This is a genomic window from Serratia rubidaea, from assembly GCF_016026735.1.
GTDB lineage: Bacteria > Pseudomonadota > Gammaproteobacteria > Enterobacterales > Enterobacteriaceae > Serratia_B > Serratia_B rubidaea.
On sequence record NZ_CP065640.1, the window covers coordinates 4,040,500 to 4,058,765 of the forward strand.

20 protein-coding genes are annotated in these 18,266 nt (G+C 62.1%); 10 read left to right on the plus strand and 10 right to left on the minus strand.

All coding sequences use genetic code 11. From position 1 onward, the window contains the following. Window positions 1-19: 19 nt before the first annotated feature. The 5 genes from I6G83_RS18985 to I6G83_RS19005 all read right to left on the minus strand — a co-directional run bounded on the left by I6G83_RS18985 (window position 20) and on the right by I6G83_RS19005 (window position 5,432). The gene (locus tag I6G83_RS18985) at window positions 20-1,012 is read right to left on the minus strand and encodes an LLM class flavin-dependent oxidoreductase (protein WP_054305648.1); all 993 of its coding nucleotides are present in this window, start codon (window positions 1,010-1,012) and stop codon (window positions 20-22) included. A 168-nt stretch (window positions 1,013-1,180) separates the two neighbouring features. Next, window positions 1,181-2,089 carry a myo-inosose-2 dehydratase gene (gene iolE / locus I6G83_RS18990; protein WP_054305647.1) on the minus strand — a complete coding sequence of 303 codons (909 nt, stop codon included), beginning with the start codon at window positions 2,087-2,089 and terminating at the stop codon, window positions 1,181-1,183. Window positions 2,090-2,153: 64 nt separating this feature from the next. After that, on the minus strand, window positions 2,154-2,930 hold the full coding sequence (locus I6G83_RS18995; protein WP_054305646.1) for a TIM barrel protein: 777 nt from the start codon (window positions 2,928-2,930) through the stop codon (window positions 2,154-2,156). 12 nt (window positions 2,931-2,942) lie between these two features. Next, a complete protein-coding gene (locus I6G83_RS19000) occupies window positions 2,943-3,950 on the minus strand; it encodes a Gfo/Idh/MocA family oxidoreductase (protein WP_054305645.1) in 1,008 nt (335 codons plus the stop codon). Window positions 3,951-3,980: 30 nt separating this feature from the next. Further along, complete coding sequence (locus I6G83_RS19005) at window positions 3,981-5,432, minus strand: sugar porter family MFS transporter (RefSeq protein ID WP_054305644.1); 1,452 nt, start codon at window positions 5,430-5,432, stop codon at window positions 3,981-3,983. Between the two features lie 205 nt (window positions 5,433-5,637). Between I6G83_RS19005 and I6G83_RS19010 the strand changes: the two genes are divergently transcribed. After that, the gene (locus I6G83_RS19010) at window positions 5,638-7,617 is read left to right on the plus strand and encodes a sigma-54-dependent Fis family transcriptional regulator (RefSeq protein WP_054305643.1); all 1,980 of its coding nucleotides are present in this window, start codon (window positions 5,638-5,640) and stop codon (window positions 7,615-7,617) included. A gap of 27 nt (window positions 7,618-7,644) precedes the next feature. Here the strand turns inward: I6G83_RS19010 and I6G83_RS19015 are convergent, their stop codons facing one another. Next, entirely contained in the window at window positions 7,645-7,872 is a 228-nt protein-coding gene (locus I6G83_RS19015; protein WP_054305642.1) for a tautomerase family protein, read from the minus strand. 64 nt (window positions 7,873-7,936) lie between these two features. On the opposite strand from I6G83_RS19015, the gene I6G83_RS19020 reads away from it, so the two are divergent. Both I6G83_RS19020 and I6G83_RS19025 read left to right on the plus strand, forming a co-directional pair. Then, window positions 7,937-8,395 carry a winged helix-turn-helix transcriptional regulator gene (locus I6G83_RS19020; RefSeq protein ID WP_054305641.1) on the plus strand — a complete coding sequence of 153 codons (459 nt, stop codon included), beginning with the start codon at window positions 7,937-7,939 and terminating at the stop codon, window positions 8,393-8,395. A 163-nt stretch (window positions 8,396-8,558) separates the two neighbouring features. Continuing rightward, on the plus strand, window positions 8,559-9,215 hold the full coding sequence (locus I6G83_RS19025; RefSeq protein WP_054305640.1) for an NAD(P)-binding oxidoreductase: 657 nt from the start codon (window positions 8,559-8,561) through the stop codon (window positions 9,213-9,215). Window positions 9,216-9,296: 81 nt separating this feature from the next. On the opposite strand, the gene I6G83_RS19030 is transcribed toward I6G83_RS19025, so the two are convergent. Together I6G83_RS19030 and I6G83_RS19035 are read right to left on the minus strand one after the other, a co-directional pair. Then, a complete protein-coding gene (locus I6G83_RS19030) occupies window positions 9,297-9,569 on the minus strand; it encodes a hypothetical protein (RefSeq protein ID WP_054305639.1) in 273 nt (90 codons plus the stop codon). 72 nt (window positions 9,570-9,641) lie between these two features. Then, window positions 9,642-10,550, minus strand: a complete 909-nt coding sequence (locus I6G83_RS19035; RefSeq protein ID WP_054305638.1) for a LysR substrate-binding domain-containing protein — start codon at window positions 10,548-10,550, stop codon at window positions 9,642-9,644. 200 nt (window positions 10,551-10,750) lie between these two features. On the opposite strand from I6G83_RS19035, the gene I6G83_RS19040 reads away from it, so the two are divergent. The 4 genes from I6G83_RS19040 to I6G83_RS19055 all read left to right on the plus strand — a co-directional run bounded on the left by I6G83_RS19040 (window position 10,751) and on the right by I6G83_RS19055 (window position 14,742). After that, window positions 10,751-11,500, plus strand: a complete 750-nt coding sequence (locus I6G83_RS19040) for an SDR family NAD(P)-dependent oxidoreductase (RefSeq protein WP_054305637.1) — start codon at window positions 10,751-10,753, stop codon at window positions 11,498-11,500. 69 nt (window positions 11,501-11,569) lie between these two features. Continuing rightward, complete coding sequence (locus I6G83_RS19045) at window positions 11,570-12,868, plus strand: MFS transporter (protein ID WP_054305636.1); 1,299 nt, start codon at window positions 11,570-11,572, stop codon at window positions 12,866-12,868. 15 nt (window positions 12,869-12,883) lie between these two features. Beyond that, complete coding sequence (locus I6G83_RS19050; RefSeq protein ID WP_054305635.1) at window positions 12,884-13,735, plus strand: transketolase; 852 nt, start codon at window positions 12,884-12,886, stop codon at window positions 13,733-13,735. Next, a complete protein-coding gene (locus tag I6G83_RS19055) occupies window positions 13,732-14,742 on the plus strand; it encodes a transketolase family protein (protein ID WP_054305634.1) in 1,011 nt (336 codons plus the stop codon). The genes I6G83_RS19050 and I6G83_RS19055 overlap by 4 nt, the downstream gene beginning before the upstream one ends. Here I6G83_RS19055 and I6G83_RS19060 read toward each other — a convergent pair. Then, window positions 14,726-15,865 carry an oxidoreductase gene (locus tag I6G83_RS19060; RefSeq protein WP_054305633.1) on the minus strand — a complete coding sequence of 380 codons (1,140 nt, stop codon included), beginning with the start codon at window positions 15,863-15,865 and terminating at the stop codon, window positions 14,726-14,728. The two genes, I6G83_RS19055 and I6G83_RS19060, sit on opposite strands and share 17 nt — an antisense overlap. A gap of 107 nt (window positions 15,866-15,972) precedes the next feature. On the opposite strand from I6G83_RS19060, the gene I6G83_RS19065 reads away from it, so the two are divergent. Then, entirely contained in the window at window positions 15,973-16,845 is an 873-nt protein-coding gene (locus I6G83_RS19065) for a LysR family transcriptional regulator (protein WP_054305632.1), read from the plus strand. A gap of 13 nt (window positions 16,846-16,858) precedes the next feature. On the opposite strand, the gene I6G83_RS19070 is transcribed toward I6G83_RS19065, so the two are convergent. Further along, window positions 16,859-17,095 (minus strand): acyl carrier protein, encoded by a 237-nt coding sequence (locus I6G83_RS19070; protein WP_015672446.1) that lies wholly within the window; start codon window positions 17,093-17,095, stop codon window positions 16,859-16,861. A 219-nt stretch (window positions 17,096-17,314) separates the two neighbouring features. Here I6G83_RS19070 and I6G83_RS19075 point away from each other — a divergent pair, with 219 nt between their 5' ends. Together I6G83_RS19075 and I6G83_RS19080 are read left to right on the plus strand one after the other, a co-directional pair. Then, a complete protein-coding gene (locus I6G83_RS19075; protein WP_015672447.1) occupies window positions 17,315-17,662 on the plus strand; it encodes an ArsR/SmtB family transcription factor in 348 nt (115 codons plus the stop codon). A 3-nt stretch (window positions 17,663-17,665) separates the two neighbouring features. After that, window positions 17,666-18,199, plus strand: a complete 534-nt coding sequence (locus I6G83_RS19080) for an SRPBCC family protein (RefSeq protein WP_054305631.1) — start codon at window positions 17,666-17,668, stop codon at window positions 18,197-18,199. The last annotated feature ends 67 nt before the right edge of the window (window positions 18,200-18,266 follow it).

An 18,266-nucleotide genomic window follows, 5' to 3' on the forward strand; every position in this document is an offset into this window, starting at 1 on the left:
CAGCCACCGTTGCCCAGGCTTATGCCGCCACCTCCCGGGCCTGCCAGGCCTGCGCCAGCAGCTGCAGCGAGCGCAGGCGCGCCTCGCCGTCGGCGATCGGGGTATCAATAATGAATTCATCAATGCCCCAGCGCTGATGCAGCGCTTCGAGCTGTTCCAACACCGCCGCCGGCTGACCGGTCAGCAGCGACTGCGCGCGCCGGGCGATGCGCAGCGGCTCACTGCCCGCCTGGCGGGCGAAGGCGTAGGCCTGCTCTTCGCTGGCCACGCTGACGCGCTGGCCGTTTGCCAGCTCGACGCCCCACACCTCGACGCGGCTCGCCAGCCGCTGCGCCTCGTCCTGCGTCGGCGCGACGATCGCCGGTACGGCGACCAGCGTTTCCCGCCCGCCGTGCGCCCGCCAGGCGCTGAGCACCTCACGCAGCAGTTCGGCATCGCCGTTCAGGTGCGCGGCAAAGACAAAGCGCCAGTTCAGCCGCGCCGCCAGCAACGCGCTCTCGACGCTGGCTCCCAGCAAAAAGCCTTGCGCAGGCTGCGGCGGCAGCGGCGTGGCGCGCACCGGCTCGTCGCCGCCGGGCGCCAGCCAGCGGTCCAGCTGCGTCAGCTGGTCGGCAAAACTGCCTTTCTCCTGCGGGTTGTGCCCGTGCTGCAACGCCCGCGTGGAGAGCGGCAGACCGCCGGGCGCTTTGCCTACGCCGAGATCCACGCGACCCGGCGCAATCGACGCCAGCAGGTTGAAGTTTTCCGCCACTTTATACGGGCTGTAATGCTGCAGCATCACGCCGCCGGAACCCACGCGGATGCGCTGCGTCTGGCCGAGGATCCAGGCGATAAGCAGTTCCGGCGACGGACTCGCCAGTTGGGGGGTATTGTGGTGTTCGGCCAGCCAGAAGCGGTGAAAACCGGCGGCCTCCGCCAGCTGCGCCAAACGCAACGTACGTGCCAGCGCCTCGGCGGCGCTTTCGTTTTCCGCGATCGGGCTTTTATCCAGAATGCTGATTCGCCAGGACATGTCGTCATCCCATGTGATTTAACATGTCGTTATTATTAAAGGGCGTCTTAGCCGCTGAAAAACAATTAATTTACCTTTGAATTGCCGAAATCCGGCAATGTATTCCCTGTCATTGCCGGGGGATTACGTACCATGATGTAACGGCGGCGCGACACGCCGCCGGCTGAGTCAATCCGCCTCCTGTCGTTCAATCTGCCGTCGTACCCAGTCACGTGCACGTGACACCGTCACTAAAGGCGGGGCCTGACGCGGGTCCTGTTCCGCCTCGATAATAATCCAGCCGTGATAGGCAAAAGCGCGCAGAAAATCGATCACCGGTCGGTAATCCACCACGCCTTCGCCCGGCACGGTAAACAGCCCCTGCCGCACCGCCTGGTTAAAGCTCATATTCTGTGCGAGTACCGCCTGCAATACATCGCCGCGCACGTCTTTCAGATGCACATGGACAATACGTGTGCCATAACGCTCAATCAGCCGGGCAATATCCACCCCGGCAGCAGCAGCGTGGCCGCAGTCCAGCACGATGCCGACCTGCTCGTCGCAGGCCTGCAGAAAGTCATGCACCTCGTCATCGCGCTCGACCAGCATCATCAGATGATGGTGATAGGCCAGCCGCAACCCATAACGCTGCCGGATCCGCCGTGCAAAGTCGCTGACCCGCGCGGCGTACTCCGCCACATGCACCTGGCTCAGCGGCGGCGAGCGCGACAACGGCAGATCCAGCGGCGCATCGCCCGGCATGGCGCCGCACTCGCCGTACACCATGACCTCGCAACCCAACGCCTGCAGTAACTGCGCATGTTCGTGCACCGCCGCCAACTCTTCTACCGTATCGCGTTCGGCCAGAAAACCGTTAAACCACCCGGAGGCCAGCCGCAGCCCCGCCGCGTCCAGCAGTGGCCGCAGCGCCTGCGGCGTACGGGGAAATTTACGACCCAGTTCAATCCCCTGATAGCCCGCCGCCGCCGCCTCGTGCAGACAGGTCGCCAGCGGAATTTCGTCCCCCAGATCCTGCAGTACGTCGTTAGTCCAGGACAGCGGGCTGACGCCAATCCGTATTCGTCTGGTGATATCCATCATGATCTTCCTCTTGCACAGGCGCCGACGCGGCATCCGCGCGGGCGCCTGATCAAAAAAACGGCTACGAAAACGCCGTGCGGAACGCCTGCAGCGCCCGTTCCGCATCGCCGGACGCCCATCCCTCCAGCGCCACCACGCCCTGATAGTTAATCTCTCTCAGAACGCGGGCGATCGCCGGATAGTTGATCTCACCGCTGCCCGGTTCGCAGCGCCCCGGCACGTCGGCCACCTGTATTTCGCCGATATGCGCGGCGCTGCGGCGGATGAGTTCGCACAGGTTTCCTTCGCCGATCTGGGCATGATAGATATCGAGATTCATCTTGACGAACGGGCTGTCCACCACGCTGACCAGCGCCAGCGTCTCCTCCGCCCTGGCGAACGGCGTGCCGGGATGATCGACCGCCGTATTCAGGTTCTCCAGGGTAAAGACGCGTCCCGCCTGCTCCCCCAGCGCGGCCAGTGAACGCAGCGTTTGCGCGGCTTTCAGCCACATCTCGCCGGTTGTCACCGTAACCGGCCTGACCGGCAGTCCACGATTATCCAGCCCGGTGCCGTGCAGGTTCAGCACCGGACAATTCAGACGCTGTGCCACCCGCAGCGACTCCTGCGCGCTGTCCAGCAGTTGGACGATCGCATCATCGTCATGCAGGTTGCCGGTGATATAGCCGGTCATCGAGGTAAAGCGCGCTCCGGTCTGCGCCAGCGCCTCGATATCTTTCTGCGTCCAGTCCCAGATTTCAACGCCGAACCCCAGCTGATGAATGCGTCGCACCCGCTCAATAAACGGTAAATCGAGAAACACCATTTCGGCACAGACGGAAAGCGTAAAGTTTGACATGCGCGTGCTCCCTTACAATACGATAGGCTTAGACTGCTGCACCGAGGCGATGCAGGCGAGCGCAATTTCCAGCGCGTTGCGCGCATCCTGCCCCGTTGCTTGCGGGGTTTCCCCCGTCGCCACGCAGCGTACAAAATCGCTGAGTTCGTCGATATAGGCATCGCGCAGCAGATCCGTATCCCGGCGAGCGGTATCGATAGCGATTCCCTGCGCGTTGTAGCGCACACAGTTATTCAGATTGATATTGCCCGCCTGCAGCATGCCCTGGCTGCCGAACACCTCGCCGCGCACATCGTAGCCGTACACCGCCTGGAAGTTGGCCTCGGCGGTGGCGATAGCGCCGTTATCAAAGCGAATGTTGACCACTGCGGTATCCAGCAGGCCGCGGGTTTTAAAGTCGGGCCGCACCAGCGCGTCAGCCATGGCATACACTTCAACCGGCTTCGCGCCGGGGTTCAGATGCAGCAGAATGTCGAAATCATGGATCAGGGTTTCGAGGAAAATCGTCCAGTGCGGGATCGGCGTTGGGTCCCCCAGACCCGGGTCGCGCGTTACCGAACGCATCAGCTGCGGAACGCCGATATGACCGGCCTTAATCTCCTGATAGGCAGAGGCAAAACCGCTGACAAACCGGCGGTTAAAACCGACCTGCAGCACCACGCCCGCCTGCTGTACCGCTGCGATAGCCTGGTCCGCCTCCTCCAGCGTTACCGCCATTGGCTTTTCACAAAAGACGCTTTTACCCGACCGTGCCGCTGCGGCCACCAGTTCAGCATGGGTGCGTGCCGGCGAAGCGATGACCACCGCGTCGATATCCTCATCGTCAAACAGCGCCTGCGGGTCGGTGTAGGCGTGCGGAGCGCCCAACGTCGCCGCCAGCTTTTCCGCCGCCCCTGGCACCGGATCGGCCACCGCCGTCAGCATCGCCCCCGGTATACGCTGTGCCAGCGTCTGAGCGTGAAAACTGCCCATCCGCCCTGCGCCAATCAAACCAATGCGCACTCTTTTTGCTACTGCCATAACAAGCTCCTTTTATCAGTAAGGTACGAACTATTTAGTGTGGGAAACCGGCCGAGTGGCGGAGAGATCCGCCTGTTCTCCGCCAAAGCGCCGGGATTTCGACAGCATCAGTGGTTCAATATGCTCCAGGGAAACCCCTTTGGTTTCAGGCAGGAAACGCCCGACAAACCAAAACGCAATCAGGCTGAATGCGCCGCATAGCAGCAGCGGAAACCCGCCGTGGAAATGCGCCATCAGCACAGGGCTGCGGTTCATCATCGGAAAGCTCTGCGTGACGATAAAATTGGCCGCCCACATCGAACAGAAGGCAAAACCCATCGCCACAGCACGTATGCGGTTGGGGAAAATTTCAGAGATCAGCAGCCAGGCGCCCAGGCTCCAGGAAAGGCCGAATACCAACACAAAGCCGACCAGCCCGACGATCGGCAGATAGCCCGTCATCTCCTGCATAAACGTCCAGGCGGTGAAGAACAGAAATAACGCGCAGCCTAACGACCCCCAGCGCAACAGCGGAAGACGACCCAGGCGGTCTACGGCCAACAGCGCGACGGCGACGCCCGCCAGCAATGCGATACCGAGGAAAATACTCTGAAACAGCGAGTCCTGCGTGTTGCCGGTCACGTTCTGCAGCAGCGACGGCGCGAAATAGAGCAGAATATTGATGCCGGACACCTGCTGCAGTACGGCGATGGCGCAGCCGATCCAGAGAATGTAACTGGCTTTCTTATCCTGCAGGATACCCGGCCTCTTCTCTCGCTCTGTCTCCTGCTCAACGGCCAGCGAACGCACAATCTCCGCATGTAGCCGCTGACCGTGCTCCGGGGTAGACAGCGAGCCTAACACCCTCAGAGATTTATCCTGCTTGCCGCGCATCGCGTACCAGCGCGGCGACTCCGGCATAAAGAACGCCAGCAGCAGAAACAGTACGCAGGGCACCAGGCCTGAAGCCAGCATCCAGCGCCAGCCGGTGGCGACCAACCACTCGTGCGGCATGCCCCTGGCGATCAGGAAATTCACCACATACACGATCAACTGTCCGCCGACCATCAGCATTTGCTGCATGCCCAGCATCCGGCCGCGCAGATCTTTGGGCGATACCTCGGCGATATAGAGCGGCGTGACGGCGGACGCCATGCCGACAGCCAGCCCGCCGATCATGCGGTAAATCACAAAATCGGTCAGATCGTGCGCCAGCGCAGAACCGACGGCGGAAATGATAAACAACAGCGCAGTGACGATCAGGGTGCTTTTGCGTCCGCAGCGGTCAGACAGGTATCCGACGCCCCAGGCACCGATCACGCAGCCGAGGATCACATTGGAGACGGCCCAGCCGCTCTCCGCCGGCGACAGCGACAGATGCTCAGTTAACGGGTCAATCACCCCCGAAATCACCGATGCGTCGTAGCCCAGGATCACGCCGCTGAGTGAGGCGATGGCACAGATGAACAGAATGTAGGGAACGTTGTGTTTGCGTTTCGACATGGCGCTTTCTCTCCACGTTTTTATTGTTAGATTTATTGCTCTGCTCGCCAGAGCGATAATGCTTAGCAACCGCCATGCCAATATTTAAACTGTTGTTTTATATAAAAAATTAAAAAACGATCGCGATCACAAAGTGTTCACAAAGAAGACATGTTCACGTCACATGTCTCTATACTGAACACTTTGCGCACTGCGGACGCCATGTATGAATGACACACCGGAACGTTACTGGGATGAGGAGTGGGAGCTAATCGCCAGGCTCAATAACGAGCAGGCTTTCAGCCGCTATATCAAAGCACTGCACCAAGCCTGGCGGGTATTCTGGCACGGTGAAACGCCGTCCGGCGTACGCGCCGCCGTACACGCATCCTGGGCGCGCAGCCGCAGCAACGGTATCGACCCCGACCATTTCCAGTATCGGTTTTGTGAAGAGAGACGGCTGCAGACGATACTGGCACGCAATGCCCCGCTGATCGCCATTGCCCGCGGCGTGATGCGCAATCTGTTGGCCTATAACCCGAACGGACACATTAATCTCACGGATGCCAACGGCATTACGCTCTACTTTTGCGGCCAGGATCTGACGCCGGTCGGCAGTATGCTGAGTGAGGACATCGCCGGCACCAACTGTACCGGCCGCTGTCTGAGCGAAAACCGCCTGGTATACCTGCTTAACGGCGAGAATTACAAAAGCGCCCTGCGGCGGCGCGATAAGCACTGCGCCGCCGCGCCGGTCAGGGATGAAAACGGCGTAACGATCGGCGTGCTGACGCTCACCGCCAGCTCCGGCAATTTTCACTACCATACACTGGGCACCGTGCAGGCAGCGGCAGAGGCGATCTCCCAGCAGCTGATGCTGCGCCAGTTGGTCGATGAACAGCAATCGGTGTTGGAGTCCATCAACGAAGGCGTGATCGTACTGGGGCAACGCGGCAACATCCGCCAGCTCAACGGCTACGCCAGTCAGGTATTGGGCATCGCACAGCGCGTGGACCATCTGGATATCGATAGCGTTCTACAGCCGGAATCCTGTTCCCTGAAAACGCTGAACGCCTGTAAAGATCGCAGCATTACCTTTTGTCCCGACGGCCGCAGCCGCATCACCTGCCTGATTTCCGTCGTCTGCACGCCGGACGGCGGCAAAGTCATCTCCCTGCGGGAAAATCGCCGCATCCGCGATATCACCCACAAGGTAATTGGCAGCAGCGCCAGCTACCACTTCGATATGATCCTCGGCCAGTCGGCCGCCATGCAGGCGGTGCGTAACCGTGCACGCACCGCCAGCCGCAGCGACAGCACCGTATTGCTGAGCGGTGAGAGCGGTACGGGAAAAGAGCTGTTCGCCCAATCAATTCACAACAGCAGCGCACGGCGTAACGGCCCTTTTCTGGCGGTAAACTGCGGCGCAATCCCGCGCGATTTGGTGCAAAGCGAACTGTTCGGCTATGAGGACGGCGCGTTCACCGGTTCACGCCGCGGTGGTGCAGCGGGTAAGTTCGAACTGGCCGACGGCGGCACGCTGTTTCTGGATGAGATCGGCGATATGCCGCTGGAGGCGCAGGCCAGTCTGCTGCGCGTGCTGCAGGAGGGCGAGGTGACGCGCATCGGCGGCAATCGTCCGATAAACGTTAATGTACGTATCATCGCCGCCAGCCACCGCGATCTGGAAAAAGAGGCCGCCGGCGGCGCGTTCAGACACGACCTCTGGTTCCGCCTGAATGTTATCGATCTGCATATCCCGCCATTGCGCCGACGCAAAGAGGATATCAGCGAGCTGGCGGCCGGATTCTGCGAGCAGATTTGCCGAACGCAGGGGCGCGAGACGGTAAACTTTACCGCCGACGCTCTGCGCCGGCTGGAAGCCTACGCCTGGCCGGGCAACGTGCGCGAGCTGGAGAACGTCGTCGAACGTACCCTCAACCTGACGGAGGGCCGCATCATTGATGAGCAGGATCTGCCGGATACGCTGCACGCCGTCGGCGCGTCACACGCCCTGGCGACACCCGGCAGTCGCAGCCTGCAGGAGAATGAGAGAAACCTGATTATCCTGTGTCTGACTGAAAAGAACGGCAACCTCCGTCAGGTAGCGCTGGCGTTGAACCTGTCACGCGGCGCGCTGTATAACAAACTCAAACGTTATGGCATTGATGCGGACGACTACCGGCGCGAAAAAGCGGCCCGGTAATCGTCCGGCCAGCCCGGAATCCCGGACTCAGGCCGGCGGGAATTTCGCCACAATCATGGCCGCCGTCGGCTGCAGGCCGCCCAGGCTCCACTGCTCAGGTTCATGCTCGTCGATTCTGACCCACACCGACTGACGAAATGCGGCGTCGCCGCGCCCTTCCACTTCCACCATCAGATCGGTGATCCGCGTCAGCAGTTCGCGCTTTTGGGCGTCGTTAAGGATACCTTTGATGGTTTGTACGTTCACAAATGGCATAATAATCTCCGTATAGTTAATCTAAGTCTAAAAACAAGACTCATGTTAGGTGAGGAAATTGATCATGTCAAAGAACATCGCGCTGACGCCGGTATCCCCTGCGCTATGCGGACTGGCGCAGGCCGCCGAACTGCTGGGAGACCGCTGGACGCTGCTGATTCTGCGGGAGGTGTTTTACGGCGTTACCCGCTTTGAACAGATGCGTGAACATATCGGCGCCACGAAACAGACGCTCACTACCCGCCTGGCGAAAATGGTCGAGCAGGATCTGCTGGCGAAGCGCAGCTATCAGGAATCCGGAATGCGTGAAAGATATGAATATGTGCTGACCGATAAAAGCCGCAGTCTGGGGCCGGTTCTGGCCGCGCTGATGGTCTGGGGCCATCAGCATATCTTACATGATGAGCCGCATCTCCAGCTGACGGAGAAGCACAGCGGCCAGCCGGTGCAGCCGGGGTTTGTTACTGCGGAAGGCAAACCCGTCGCGCAGGACGATTTAATCCTGACGCCGCTGCGCCGCTGACGGGCGTTACCTCCACGGCCACAGCAGGTCATTCTTGTATGTAAGGCCCGCGATTGCCGGAAAAACAGCGCGTTAAAGTGACATTGTCACGCAATGAATATGAAAAGCCCCCGGCCAGATGCTACCTTAGTCCGTGATGTCTCACTTTCCGGAGCAAACGCAAATGAAAAAAGTCTTTATTATCGGCGGCGCAGGCAACGTTGGCCGCAGTCTGGCTCAACAACTGGCCCGGGCGGGCCATCAGGCGCTGGCGATGTACCGTCATCCGGAACAGGAAGCGCCCCTTAAATTGCTGGGCGCCACGCCGGTCCGCGGCGATCTGCAGTCGCTGGATGAACAGGCGCTGGCGGATCTTATCGCCGGCAGCGATGTGCTGGTGTTCAGCGCCGGCGCAGGCGGAAAAGGCGGTAAGGAGATGACTAACGCCATCGACGGTCGCGGGCTGGAGATTGCCGTGGCTGCGGCCCAGAAGGCCGGCGTATCGCGCTTTCTGCTGGTTTCCGCCTTCCCGGAAGCCGGGCGCGGTAAGGCGGCGCCTTCCGATACCTTCGAAAACTATATGGCGGTGAAAAAACAGGCTGATGTGCACCTTGCCGCCAGCCCACTGGACTGGGTGATTCTGCGCCCCGGCACCCTGACCAATAACGCCGGCAGCGGGCGGATTAACGCGGGCCTCGCTATTCCTTATGGTTTGATCCCGCGTGAGGATGTGGCGGCGACCCTTGCCGCGCTGATCGACACCCCTGCCGTCAGCCGCAAAATTATTGAAGTCACCGCAGGCGATACCCCCGCACTTCAGGCCATGCAGGCGCTGGCTTAAGGCCCGGGATGCCGGATCTCCACGGCGCGGGTATCAATGCGCCGTGGTAGCCTGATGAGCCGCCGCTCCGGCTGACGGAGGTTACGTCCACGGCCACAGCAGGTCATAGATCGCTTCCAGCACCCTTCTGCAGCGCCGCTCCGGCGGCAGGAGCGGCACCGGCTTTGGCGCTTTGGGACGCTTGCAGCTCACTCCCTGTTCATGCAGCGCCTGCCAGGCCGCCTGCCGCACGCTCAGGACGAAGTCCTCCTGCAGCATACGCTGCAAAATCGCCCGGCCGCCGTCGCTCGGCTGCTGACGCAGCTGTGCGATCAGCGCCAGCCGCTTGCGGTAATCCGTTTTATCGCGCGACAACTGTTCCGCATGTTCAAGGTTGATGGCTGACTCTCCGCTGTCTGGGGTGGCAAAGGCGTGATGATAGCGCGCTCAGCACACCTTGTCGCTGTCCAGCGCCTGCTGCATCCAGTGCAGAAAACGCTTCACCCGCGCCAGCTGGCCAAAACCACGCGGATAGACCAGATGATGCGCGCTGACCGGCAGGCTCAGCGCCGGCGGAAACAGCCTCACCAGCGAACCGTCGCGCAGATAGTCCTGCGCCAGCAGTTCGCTCTCCAGCACCACCCCGTGCCCCAGACGCGCGGCCTGCAGGCTCATGTAAGAGCGATCGAAGCTGAACACCCAGGGGCGCTCCGGCTGCGGCAGATGGTGGGCGGCAAACCACTGCGGCCACTGGATCAGCGGCGTTTCCGACAAAATCAGCCGGTGCTCCGCCAGCGCCGCCGGCGTCGGCGCCGGATGCCGCCGCAGATAGTCCGGCGACGCCATAGCGGTAATAAATTCATCGCGGATCGTTTTGATATCAAACGGCGACCAGTCCGGAAAGCCGTGGCGGATCGCCACGTCGATATTGTCACGACTGAACGACAGGTTTTCATACGAACATGACAGTGTCACGTTAAGCTCCGGGCAGGCTTCATGCAGCTGTTTCAGCCGCGGCAGCAGCCACAGCAGGCCGAAGCTGGGAGCGCAGTGAATACGCAGGGCGTTGTTCTCTTTCTCATCGCGGATCTGCGCCGTAGCCTGGGCCAGATTCAGCAGCAATTGGCTGATTTCACGCAGGTAAGTCTCCCCCGCCAGCGTCAGGCTCACCCCTTTGGCCGAACGGTTAAACAGCGAGTTGCCCACCAGTTTCTCCAGCTTGGCCAACTGATGGCTGGCCGCCGAGGGCGTGATGTTCAGCTCCTCCGCCGCCCGCGCCACATTGCCGAAATGCGCCACCTGCTCAAACACCTGCAGCGCCTTGATTGAGGGGATCGCCGCCTTCTGTATTTCCAACCGCCGTACCTCCGCTGGTGATGAATTGTCACAGCCTGTCACGTCGCCGGGGCTGAAAACGTTAAGCCGATCAAAACATAAGTTTAATTCAGCATCGACTGAATTTTTTTGCATTGCCGAAAAGTGCGTCTCCTCCAATGCTGAACACACCCTACCGGCCGCGACGGCCGTAAAAAAACCACAATCCTCAGGAGTCGCAGATGTTACTGAACAATAAAATCGCCGTAATCACCGGCGCCGCCTCCGAGCGCGGCATCGGCCGCGCCACCGCCGCCTGCTTTGCCGCCCAGGGCGCCCGGGTGGCGATACTGGATCTGGACAGCCGCGCGGCGGCCCATGCCGCGCAGCAGCTTGGCGACGGCCATCTGGGGCTGGCGGCGGACGTCGCCGATCCGCAGGCGGTCAGCCAGGCCGTGGCGCAGATTCTGGCGCACTACGGCCGCATCGACGTGCTGGTCAACAACGCCGGCATCACTCAGCCGGTAAAAACGCTGGAGATCGGCATGCAGGATTACGACCGCGTGCTGGATGTCAGCCTGCGCGGCACGCTGCTGATGTCGCAGGCGGTGATCCCGGCGATGCGCGCCAACGGCGGCGGCAGCATCGTCTGCCTGTCGTCGGTGTCCGCCCAGCGCGGCGGCGGCATCTTCGGCGGCCCGCACTACAGCGCCGCCAAGGCCGGCGTGCTCGGACTGGCAAAGGCGATGGCGCGCGAATTCGCACCGGAGCAGATCCGCATCAACAGCATCACCCCCGGCCTGATCCAGACCGATATCACCGGCGGCCTGATGCAGGACGAGCGCCGGCACGCCATTATCGACGCCATTCCGCTCGGCCGGCTGGGTAATGCGCAGGACGTCGCCAACGCCGCGCTGTTCCTGGCCAGCGATCTCTCCAGCTACCTGACCGGCATTACGCTGGACGTGAACGGCGGCATGCTGATTCACTGACCGGGCCGCGTCACCCTACGGCCCCCGCGCGCTGCGGGGGATCGCCTGTCTGTTTCAGGAGTGGATATCATGACAACGCTTAACCTGACCGCCGCTGCCGGCGCGCGCGACGGCGCATACCGCAAGATCGCCTGGCGGCTGATGCCGATTTTGATGCTGTGCTATCTGTGCGCCTACCTTGACCGGGTAAACGTCGGCTTCGCCAAGCTGCAGATGATGGACGATTTGGCGCTCAGCGAAACCGTCTACGGCCTCGGCGCCGGCATTTTCTTTATCGGTTACTTCTTCTTTGAGGTGCCGAGCAACCTGATTCTGCACCGGGTGGGCGCCAGACGCTGGATCGCCCGCATCATGATCACCTGGGGGCTGATTTCCGGCCTGTTCGCCCTGGTGGAAACCGCCTGGCAGTTTTACCTGCTGCGGTTTCTGCTCGGCGTAGCGGAAGCCGGCCTGGCGCCCGGCCTGCTGCTGTACCTCACCTACTGGTTCCCGGCGGCGCGGCGCGCGCGCATGACGGTGCTGTGGTTTATCGCCATTCCGCTGTCCGGCATGATCGGCGGCCCGATCTCCGGCTGGATCATGGAGCGTTTTGCCGGCGTGCACGGCTGGGCGGGCTGGCAGTGGATGTTTGCGCTGGAGGCGGTGCCGACGCTGCTGATGGGGCTGGTGGTGCTGCTGGCGCTGAAGGACCGGGTGGAAGACGCGCCGTGGCTGGATGAGCACCAGAAACGGCTGGTGCGCGCCGATCTGGACGCCGACGAGCAGCACAAGCATCAGCACGGCACCATCGCCGCGTTTATCAGCGACAGACGGCTGTGGCTGCTGGCGCTGATCTATTTCTGCGTGGTGATGGGCCAGTATGCGCTCACCTTCTGGCTGCCGACGCTGGTGCGCAACGCCGGCATCAGCGAACCGCTGCAGATCGGCCTGCTCAGCAGCCTGCCGTATCTGTGCGCCATCGTGGCGATGATTCTGGCCGGACGCAGCGGCGATCGCCGCCGTGAGCGGCGCTGGCATCTGGCGATCCCGATGCTGGTCGGCGCGGCGGCGCTGCTGCTGGCAACCCAGTTCGGCCATTATGTCGCGCTGTCGGTCGCCTTCCTCTGTCTGGCGGCGGCGGGCATTCTCTCCGCTTCCTCGCTGTTCTGGATGCTGCCCACCAACCTGTTGGGCGGCATGTCCGCCGCCGCCGGCATTGCCGCGGTGAACTGCTTCGCCAATCTGGCGGGGTTCTTTTCGCCCTACCTGATCGGCGGCATCAGCAGCTTCACCGGCTCGCCGGCGTGGGGCATGTATCTGATTACGCTGGTGTTGCTGGCCGGCTCGCTGCTGGTGTTCCGCATCCCGGCCGCGCAGGTTAACCGATAAACACGGAGTTAAACGATGAATAGCACTGATTTACCGCATTCCACCGCGCCGTCGCTGCAACAGCGGGCGTACAACATCCGCCGGCACGCGCTGATTATGGGCCAGGTGCAGGGGCAAGGCTATATCGGCCAGGCGCTCGGCGCCGCCGACCTGCTGGCGGTCAGCTACTTTCACGCCCTGCGCTACCGCGCGGACGATCCCGACTGGGAACAGCGCGATCGCTTCTACCTGTCGATCGGCCACTACGCCATCGCGCTCTATGCCGCGCTGCTGGAGGCCGGCATCCTGCCGCTTGATGAGCGTGAAACCTACGGCGCCGACGACAGCCGCCTGCCGATGTCCGGCATGGCCGCCTACACCCCCGGCATGGAGATCACCGGCGGTTCGCTGGGCCACGGGCTGGGTATTGCGGTGGGCGCCTGCCTGGGGCTGAAGCGCAAAGGCAACCCGGCGTTTATTTACAACCTGCTGTCCGACGGCGAACTCAACGAAGGTTCCACCTGGGAAGCGGTGATGTCCGCCGCGCACTGGCGGCTGGATAACCTGATTGCGCTGGTGGACGTCAATAATCAGCAGGCGGACGGCCACTCGTCGGAGATCCTGTCCTTCGAACCGCTGGCCGACCGCTGGCAGGCGTTCGGCTGGCATGTGCAGCGGGTGGACGGCAACGATCTGGCGGCGCTGGTGGCCGCCTTCGACGCCGCGCGTCGCCACGACCAGCCGCAGCCGCGGGTGATCCTGTGCGATACCCGCATGGGCAAAGGGGTCGCCTTCCTTGAGGCGCGGGAAAAAACGCACTTTATCCGCGTGGATGAACATGAATGGGATCAGGCGCTGACCGCACTGGAAATCGGAGAACAACCATGAACCAGACCACAACCACGGCCGCCGGCGGCAAAAAGCGTTTAACCACCTCGGCGATGATCGCCTCCATCGCCGCCGAGGGCCAGCCGACGCAGTCCGCGCCGTTCGGCGAAGCGCTGGTCGCGCTGGCCCGGCAGCGCGACGACATCGTCGGCCTGACCGCCGATCTGAGCAAATACACCGATCTGCACCTGTTCGCCAGGGCCTTTCCCGAACGTTTTTACCAGATGGGGATGGCGGAACAGCTGCTGATGAGCGCCGCCGCCGGCATGGCGCGCGAAGGCTTTACGCCGTTCGTTACCACCTATGCGGTGTTCGCCGCCCGCCGCGCCTATGACTTTATCTGTATGGCGATTGCCGAAGAGAACCTGAACGTTAAAATCGCCTGCGCGCTGCCCGGGCTCACCACCGGCTACGGCCCCAGCCATCAGGCGACCGAAGATCTGGCGATCTTTCGCGGCATGCCGAACCTGACGGTGATCGACCCTTGCGACGCGCTGGAGCTGAGCCAGATGGTGCCGGCGGTGGCGGCGCATCAGGGGCCGGTGTATATGCGCCTGCTGCGCGGCAAGGTGCCGCTGGTGCTCGACCGCTATGATTATCAGTATCGCCACGGCAAGGCCCAGCGGCTGCGCGACGGCAAAGATGCGGTGATTATCGCCAGCGGCCTGATGACCATGCGCGCGCTGGAGGCGGCGGAACAACTGGAACAGAGCGGCGTCAGCGTGGCGGTGGTGCATTCGCCGGTGATCAAACCGCTGGATGAGGAGACCATTCTGCGCGAGGCCGGCGTAAGCGGCCGCCTGGTGATCACCGCGGAGAACCATTCGCAGATCGGCGGGCTGGGGGAAGCCGTGGCCTCAACCCTGCTGCGCAACGGCGTGACGCCGGCGTTCCGGCAGATCGCCCTGCCGGACGCCTTCCTGCTGGCCGGCGCGCTGCCGACCCTGCACGACCGTTACGGTATTTCCACCGCCGAAATCATCCGGCAGATCAAAGGCTGGCTGTAGGCCGTACGGCGACAGGGACGTCGCCCGATGCCAGCCGCAGCTCGCTGGCTTTGATATCGGCGATCGGCCCGAGCAGCGCGCGGTCGAACGCCTGCAGCGCTAACCCCTGGCGCACCCGCCGCGGCCAGTCAGGATTCGCCAGCGCACCGCGCCCCAGCGCAATCACATCGGCGCCCTGCTCGGTCAGCTGCAGCGCCCGCTGCGGTTGATGCAGCCCGCCGTTGGCAATCAGCGTCAGCGACGGCGCATGGCGATGCGCCAGCGCCGCCAGCGACTCGCCTGCGGCATCAAACGCCGGCTGCCACGCCTCATGTTCGGTAACGTGCAGAAAATCGATGCCCGACGTCGCCAGCCGTTGGAACACCGCCTTGGCCCCGGCCTCGCCTTCGGCCCATTTATGGCCAAAGTCATTCACCTTGCCCTGTGACACGCGGATGCCCAGCGGCACCGCGCGGCCAATCCGCTGACGCACCGCGTCGATGACCGCCAGGCTGAGCGACAGCCGGCCGATAATATCCCCGCCCCAGCGGTCATCGCGCTGATTACTGTAGGCGGTGAAGAACTGGTCCAGCAGGTAGCCATTGGCGCCATGAATCTCGATGCCGTCAAAACCGGCATGCAGCGCACGCTCCGCCGCGGCGGCGAAGTCCGCGATAATCTGTTGAATCTCCCCGTCCTCCAGTGCCCGCGGCAGCGGATAGCGCCCCTCACCACGGTAAAAGGTCATCTGCTCGCCCTTCGGCCGCAGCGCTGAAGGCGCTACGGTCTGCGTACGGTAGCGGTTTCCCTGGGACAGCGCGCCGGCATGTTGCAGCTGCGCGAAAATTCTGCCGCCGTGCTGATGCACCGCCTGCGTCACCTGTCGCCAGCCGCGCTGCTGCGCCTCGTTCACCAGCCCGGACTGAAACTCATAGCTCTGCGACCAGGCTTGGTCGATATAAATGCCTTCACTGACGATCAGGCCAAACTCTCCCTGTGCGAAGCGTTGATAATACTGACGCATTCTCTCGCCCGCGACGCCGTCGGCAGAGGCGGAAACCCGCGTCATCGGCGCCACCGCCAGCCGGTTGGGTAACAACAGTTGGTTAATTTGCTGGCTTTGGAACAATGCGGAATGATTCATGACAGGCCTCCTCGGCTGGCTTATTATAAACAAAACCAAGTGTAATCCCGGGTTTGGTTAGGAAAAATACCGAGGCCAGATAAACCCGTATAACGGAATTCGTTATAATGAACCTGAAAGAGATTGAAATTTTCCTGCAGGTGGCCCAGACCGGCAGCCTGACGCAGGCGGCGCACCGTCTGGATATGTCACCGATGTCGGTCTCGCGCCGGCTGGCGGCGCTTGAGGCCTCGCTCGGAGTGCGTCTGTTGCACCGCACCACCCGCGCGGTATCCCTCACCCCCGAGGGCGCGGAGTTTATGCCTTATGCGCGCACCATATTGGAAGCGGAGCAAAGCGCGCGGGTGCTGTTTTCCAGCGAGCGGCAAGGCGCAGGCGGACAGCTGCGCGTCACCGCCCCCTCCGGCCTCGGCCAGCGGATTCTGGTGCCGCTTATCCCGACGTTGCTGGCGGAAAACCCGGAGATGAAAGTGGATCTGCAGTTGAGCGACGAGGTGGTCGATATCGTCGCGCAGGGCTTTGACGTGGCGATCCGCGTCGCGCCGCTGCGGGATTCCAACCTGATCGCCCGCAAGATTGCCGATAATCCGCGCGTGCTGTGCGCGGCGCCGGCGTATCTGCAACGGCACGGTCGCCCGAACCGGCTGGCGGATCTCGCCCGCTTTACCTGCTTACGGCTGAGCAACGTACTGCAATGGACGTTCTGTAACGACGGCCAGACGACCGGGATCAGCATCGATGGCCGCTTTAGCTGCAGCAGCGTGGAGGGCGTGCGCACACTGTGTAAGGCCGGGCTGGGGCTGGCGCAACTCACCCACTGGGATATCCGGGAAGAGCTGCGCCGCGGTGAGCTGGTCGCACTTGAACTGCAGGATGTGCAGCCACAGGCGTTAGCCGTCTGGGCGCTGTTTCCCAGCCATCGTTACCTGCCGCTGCGGGTCGGCGTATTTCTTGATGCGTTGATGAAGGCGATGCGCTGACGCGCCAGGCTCCTCAGGCGCGCGGCGGCGTCAGGTAATCGACCACGTCGCGCACCCGGTTGAATTTGGCGGCATCCGCCAGCGGAATGACCCGCGCGAACTCCTGCTCCAGCAGCGTCAGCGCCTCCACCCGATCCAGCGAGTCCATTTCCAGATCGAAAAAGAAATCCGCGTCAATCGACATATTGGATTTGTTGATCCCCTGCAGTCTGGCCAGCGCGCCGAGCACCCGCTGCTCTATGGTTTCCATGCGTTTTCTCCGAAAAATCTCCCATGACGGCAGATCATTGCCGACAGCGGTGGCTGAAAATATAGGATTATGGCGAAAAAATAGCGTATTTATGCCAAAAATAGCGCTATTCGTCACGTTTCCTGCCTTTATCCTCTTTTTGCCACCTGCATCACGTCGCCAGGAAAAACCAGACAAAAAGAGATTGAATATCCGACGCATCGTTCTATATTCAACCATATGGTTAAATTACCGCACTCTCAGCTGGACGCCGTTTTTCACGCGCTGGCCGACCCGACAAGACGCGCGATCCTGACGCGACTGTCGCAGGGCGAGCGCAGTATCGGCGAGCTGGCCGCGCCGTTGAACATGAGTTTCGCCGGCGCCTCCAAGCACATCAAAGCCCTGGAACTGGCTGGCCTGGTGCAGCGCACCGTGCAGGGAAGAAACCATATTTGCCGACTCGAACCAGAGCCGATGGCGCAGGCCATGCAATGGCTGCAATCCTATGAACATTTCTGGGCGGAACGACTCGATGCGCTGGAACAGGCGCTGCGGCAGTCGGAGCCGTCCACTCCCAAGGAGTGAACGATGAATGATTACGGTATGGTGATTGAAACCGGCACGTTGAGGATCCAGCGTCTGCTGCCCGGCCCGATTGAACGCGTCTGGGCCTACCTCACCGAATCCGACAAGCGCGCCACCTGGCTGGCGGCGGGCGACATGAAGCTGGAGCGCGGCGCGCCGTTCGAGCTGGTATTCAACAACGGCGAACTGGCGGGCAAAGATGAACCCGCGCCGGCGGAATACAAGGCATACAGCGGCCCGGTGACCAACCCGGGGCATATTATCTGCCTGTTTCCGCCGCAGGTGCTGAGCATCACCTGGGAAGAGAAAGGCCAGGAGCGCCCGTCAGAGGTTACCTTTGAGCTGACCGAGCAAGGCGACAACGTGCTGCTGACCGTCACCCACCGCCGCCTGGCCGACCGCAGCCAGATGCTGAGCGTCGCCGGCGGCTGGCACACCCATCTGGATATTCTGGTCGACCGGCTGAACAATCAGCCGCCACGGCCGTTCTGGGCCACGCTGACGCAGGCCGAAGAGGCGTATCGCGCCAGGCTGTAGCCAATAAAGAGCACATTATTGATTACGCGCCAGGCTAAAGCCTGGCCGTTTTTTATACATCGTAGCC

What these genes read in the sequence shown, in the direction of transcription:
- I6G83_RS18985 (WP_054305648.1), bottom strand. Translation starts at nt 1,012, where the DNA reads ATGTCCTGGCGAATCAGCATTCTGGATAAAAGCCCGATCGCGGAAAAC.
- iolE (WP_054305647.1), bottom strand. Translation starts at nt 2,089, where the DNA reads ATGGATATCACCAGACGAATACGGATTGGCGTCAGCCCGCTGTCCTGG.
- I6G83_RS18995 (WP_054305646.1), bottom strand. Translation starts at nt 2,930, where the DNA reads ATGTCAAACTTTACGCTTTCCGTCTGTGCCGAAATGGTGTTTCTCGAT.
- I6G83_RS19000 (WP_054305645.1), bottom strand. Translation starts at nt 3,950, where the DNA reads ATGGCAGTAGCAAAAAGAGTGCGCATTGGTTTGATTGGCGCAGGGCGG.
- I6G83_RS19005 (WP_054305644.1), bottom strand. Translation starts at nt 5,432, where the DNA reads ATGTCGAAACGCAAACACAACGTTCCCTACATTCTGTTCATCTGTGCC.
- I6G83_RS19010 (WP_054305643.1), top strand. Translation starts at nt 5,638, where the DNA reads ATGAATGACACACCGGAACGTTACTGGGATGAGGAGTGGGAGCTAATC.
- I6G83_RS19015 (WP_054305642.1), bottom strand. Translation starts at nt 7,872, where the DNA reads ATGCCATTTGTGAACGTACAAACCATCAAAGGTATCCTTAACGACGCC.
- I6G83_RS19020 (WP_054305641.1), top strand. Translation starts at nt 7,937, where the DNA reads ATGTCAAAGAACATCGCGCTGACGCCGGTATCCCCTGCGCTATGCGGA.
- I6G83_RS19025 (WP_054305640.1), top strand. Translation starts at nt 8,559, where the DNA reads ATGAAAAAAGTCTTTATTATCGGCGGCGCAGGCAACGTTGGCCGCAGT.
- I6G83_RS19040 (WP_054305637.1), top strand. Translation starts at nt 10,751, where the DNA reads ATGTTACTGAACAATAAAATCGCCGTAATCACCGGCGCCGCCTCCGAG.
- I6G83_RS19045 (WP_054305636.1), top strand. Translation starts at nt 11,570, where the DNA reads ATGACAACGCTTAACCTGACCGCCGCTGCCGGCGCGCGCGACGGCGCA.
- I6G83_RS19050 (WP_054305635.1), top strand. Translation starts at nt 12,884, where the DNA reads ATGAATAGCACTGATTTACCGCATTCCACCGCGCCGTCGCTGCAACAG.
- I6G83_RS19055 (WP_054305634.1), top strand. Translation starts at nt 13,732, where the DNA reads ATGAACCAGACCACAACCACGGCCGCCGGCGGCAAAAAGCGTTTAACC.
- I6G83_RS19060 (WP_054305633.1), bottom strand. Translation starts at nt 15,865, where the DNA reads ATGAATCATTCCGCATTGTTCCAAAGCCAGCAAATTAACCAACTGTTG.
- I6G83_RS19065 (WP_054305632.1), top strand. Translation starts at nt 15,973, where the DNA reads ATGAACCTGAAAGAGATTGAAATTTTCCTGCAGGTGGCCCAGACCGGC.
- I6G83_RS19070 (WP_015672446.1), bottom strand. Translation starts at nt 17,095, where the DNA reads ATGGAAACCATAGAGCAGCGGGTGCTCGGCGCGCTGGCCAGACTGCAG.
- I6G83_RS19075 (WP_015672447.1), top strand. Translation starts at nt 17,315, where the DNA reads ATGGTTAAATTACCGCACTCTCAGCTGGACGCCGTTTTTCACGCGCTG.
- I6G83_RS19080 (WP_054305631.1), top strand. Translation starts at nt 17,666, where the DNA reads ATGAATGATTACGGTATGGTGATTGAAACCGGCACGTTGAGGATCCAG.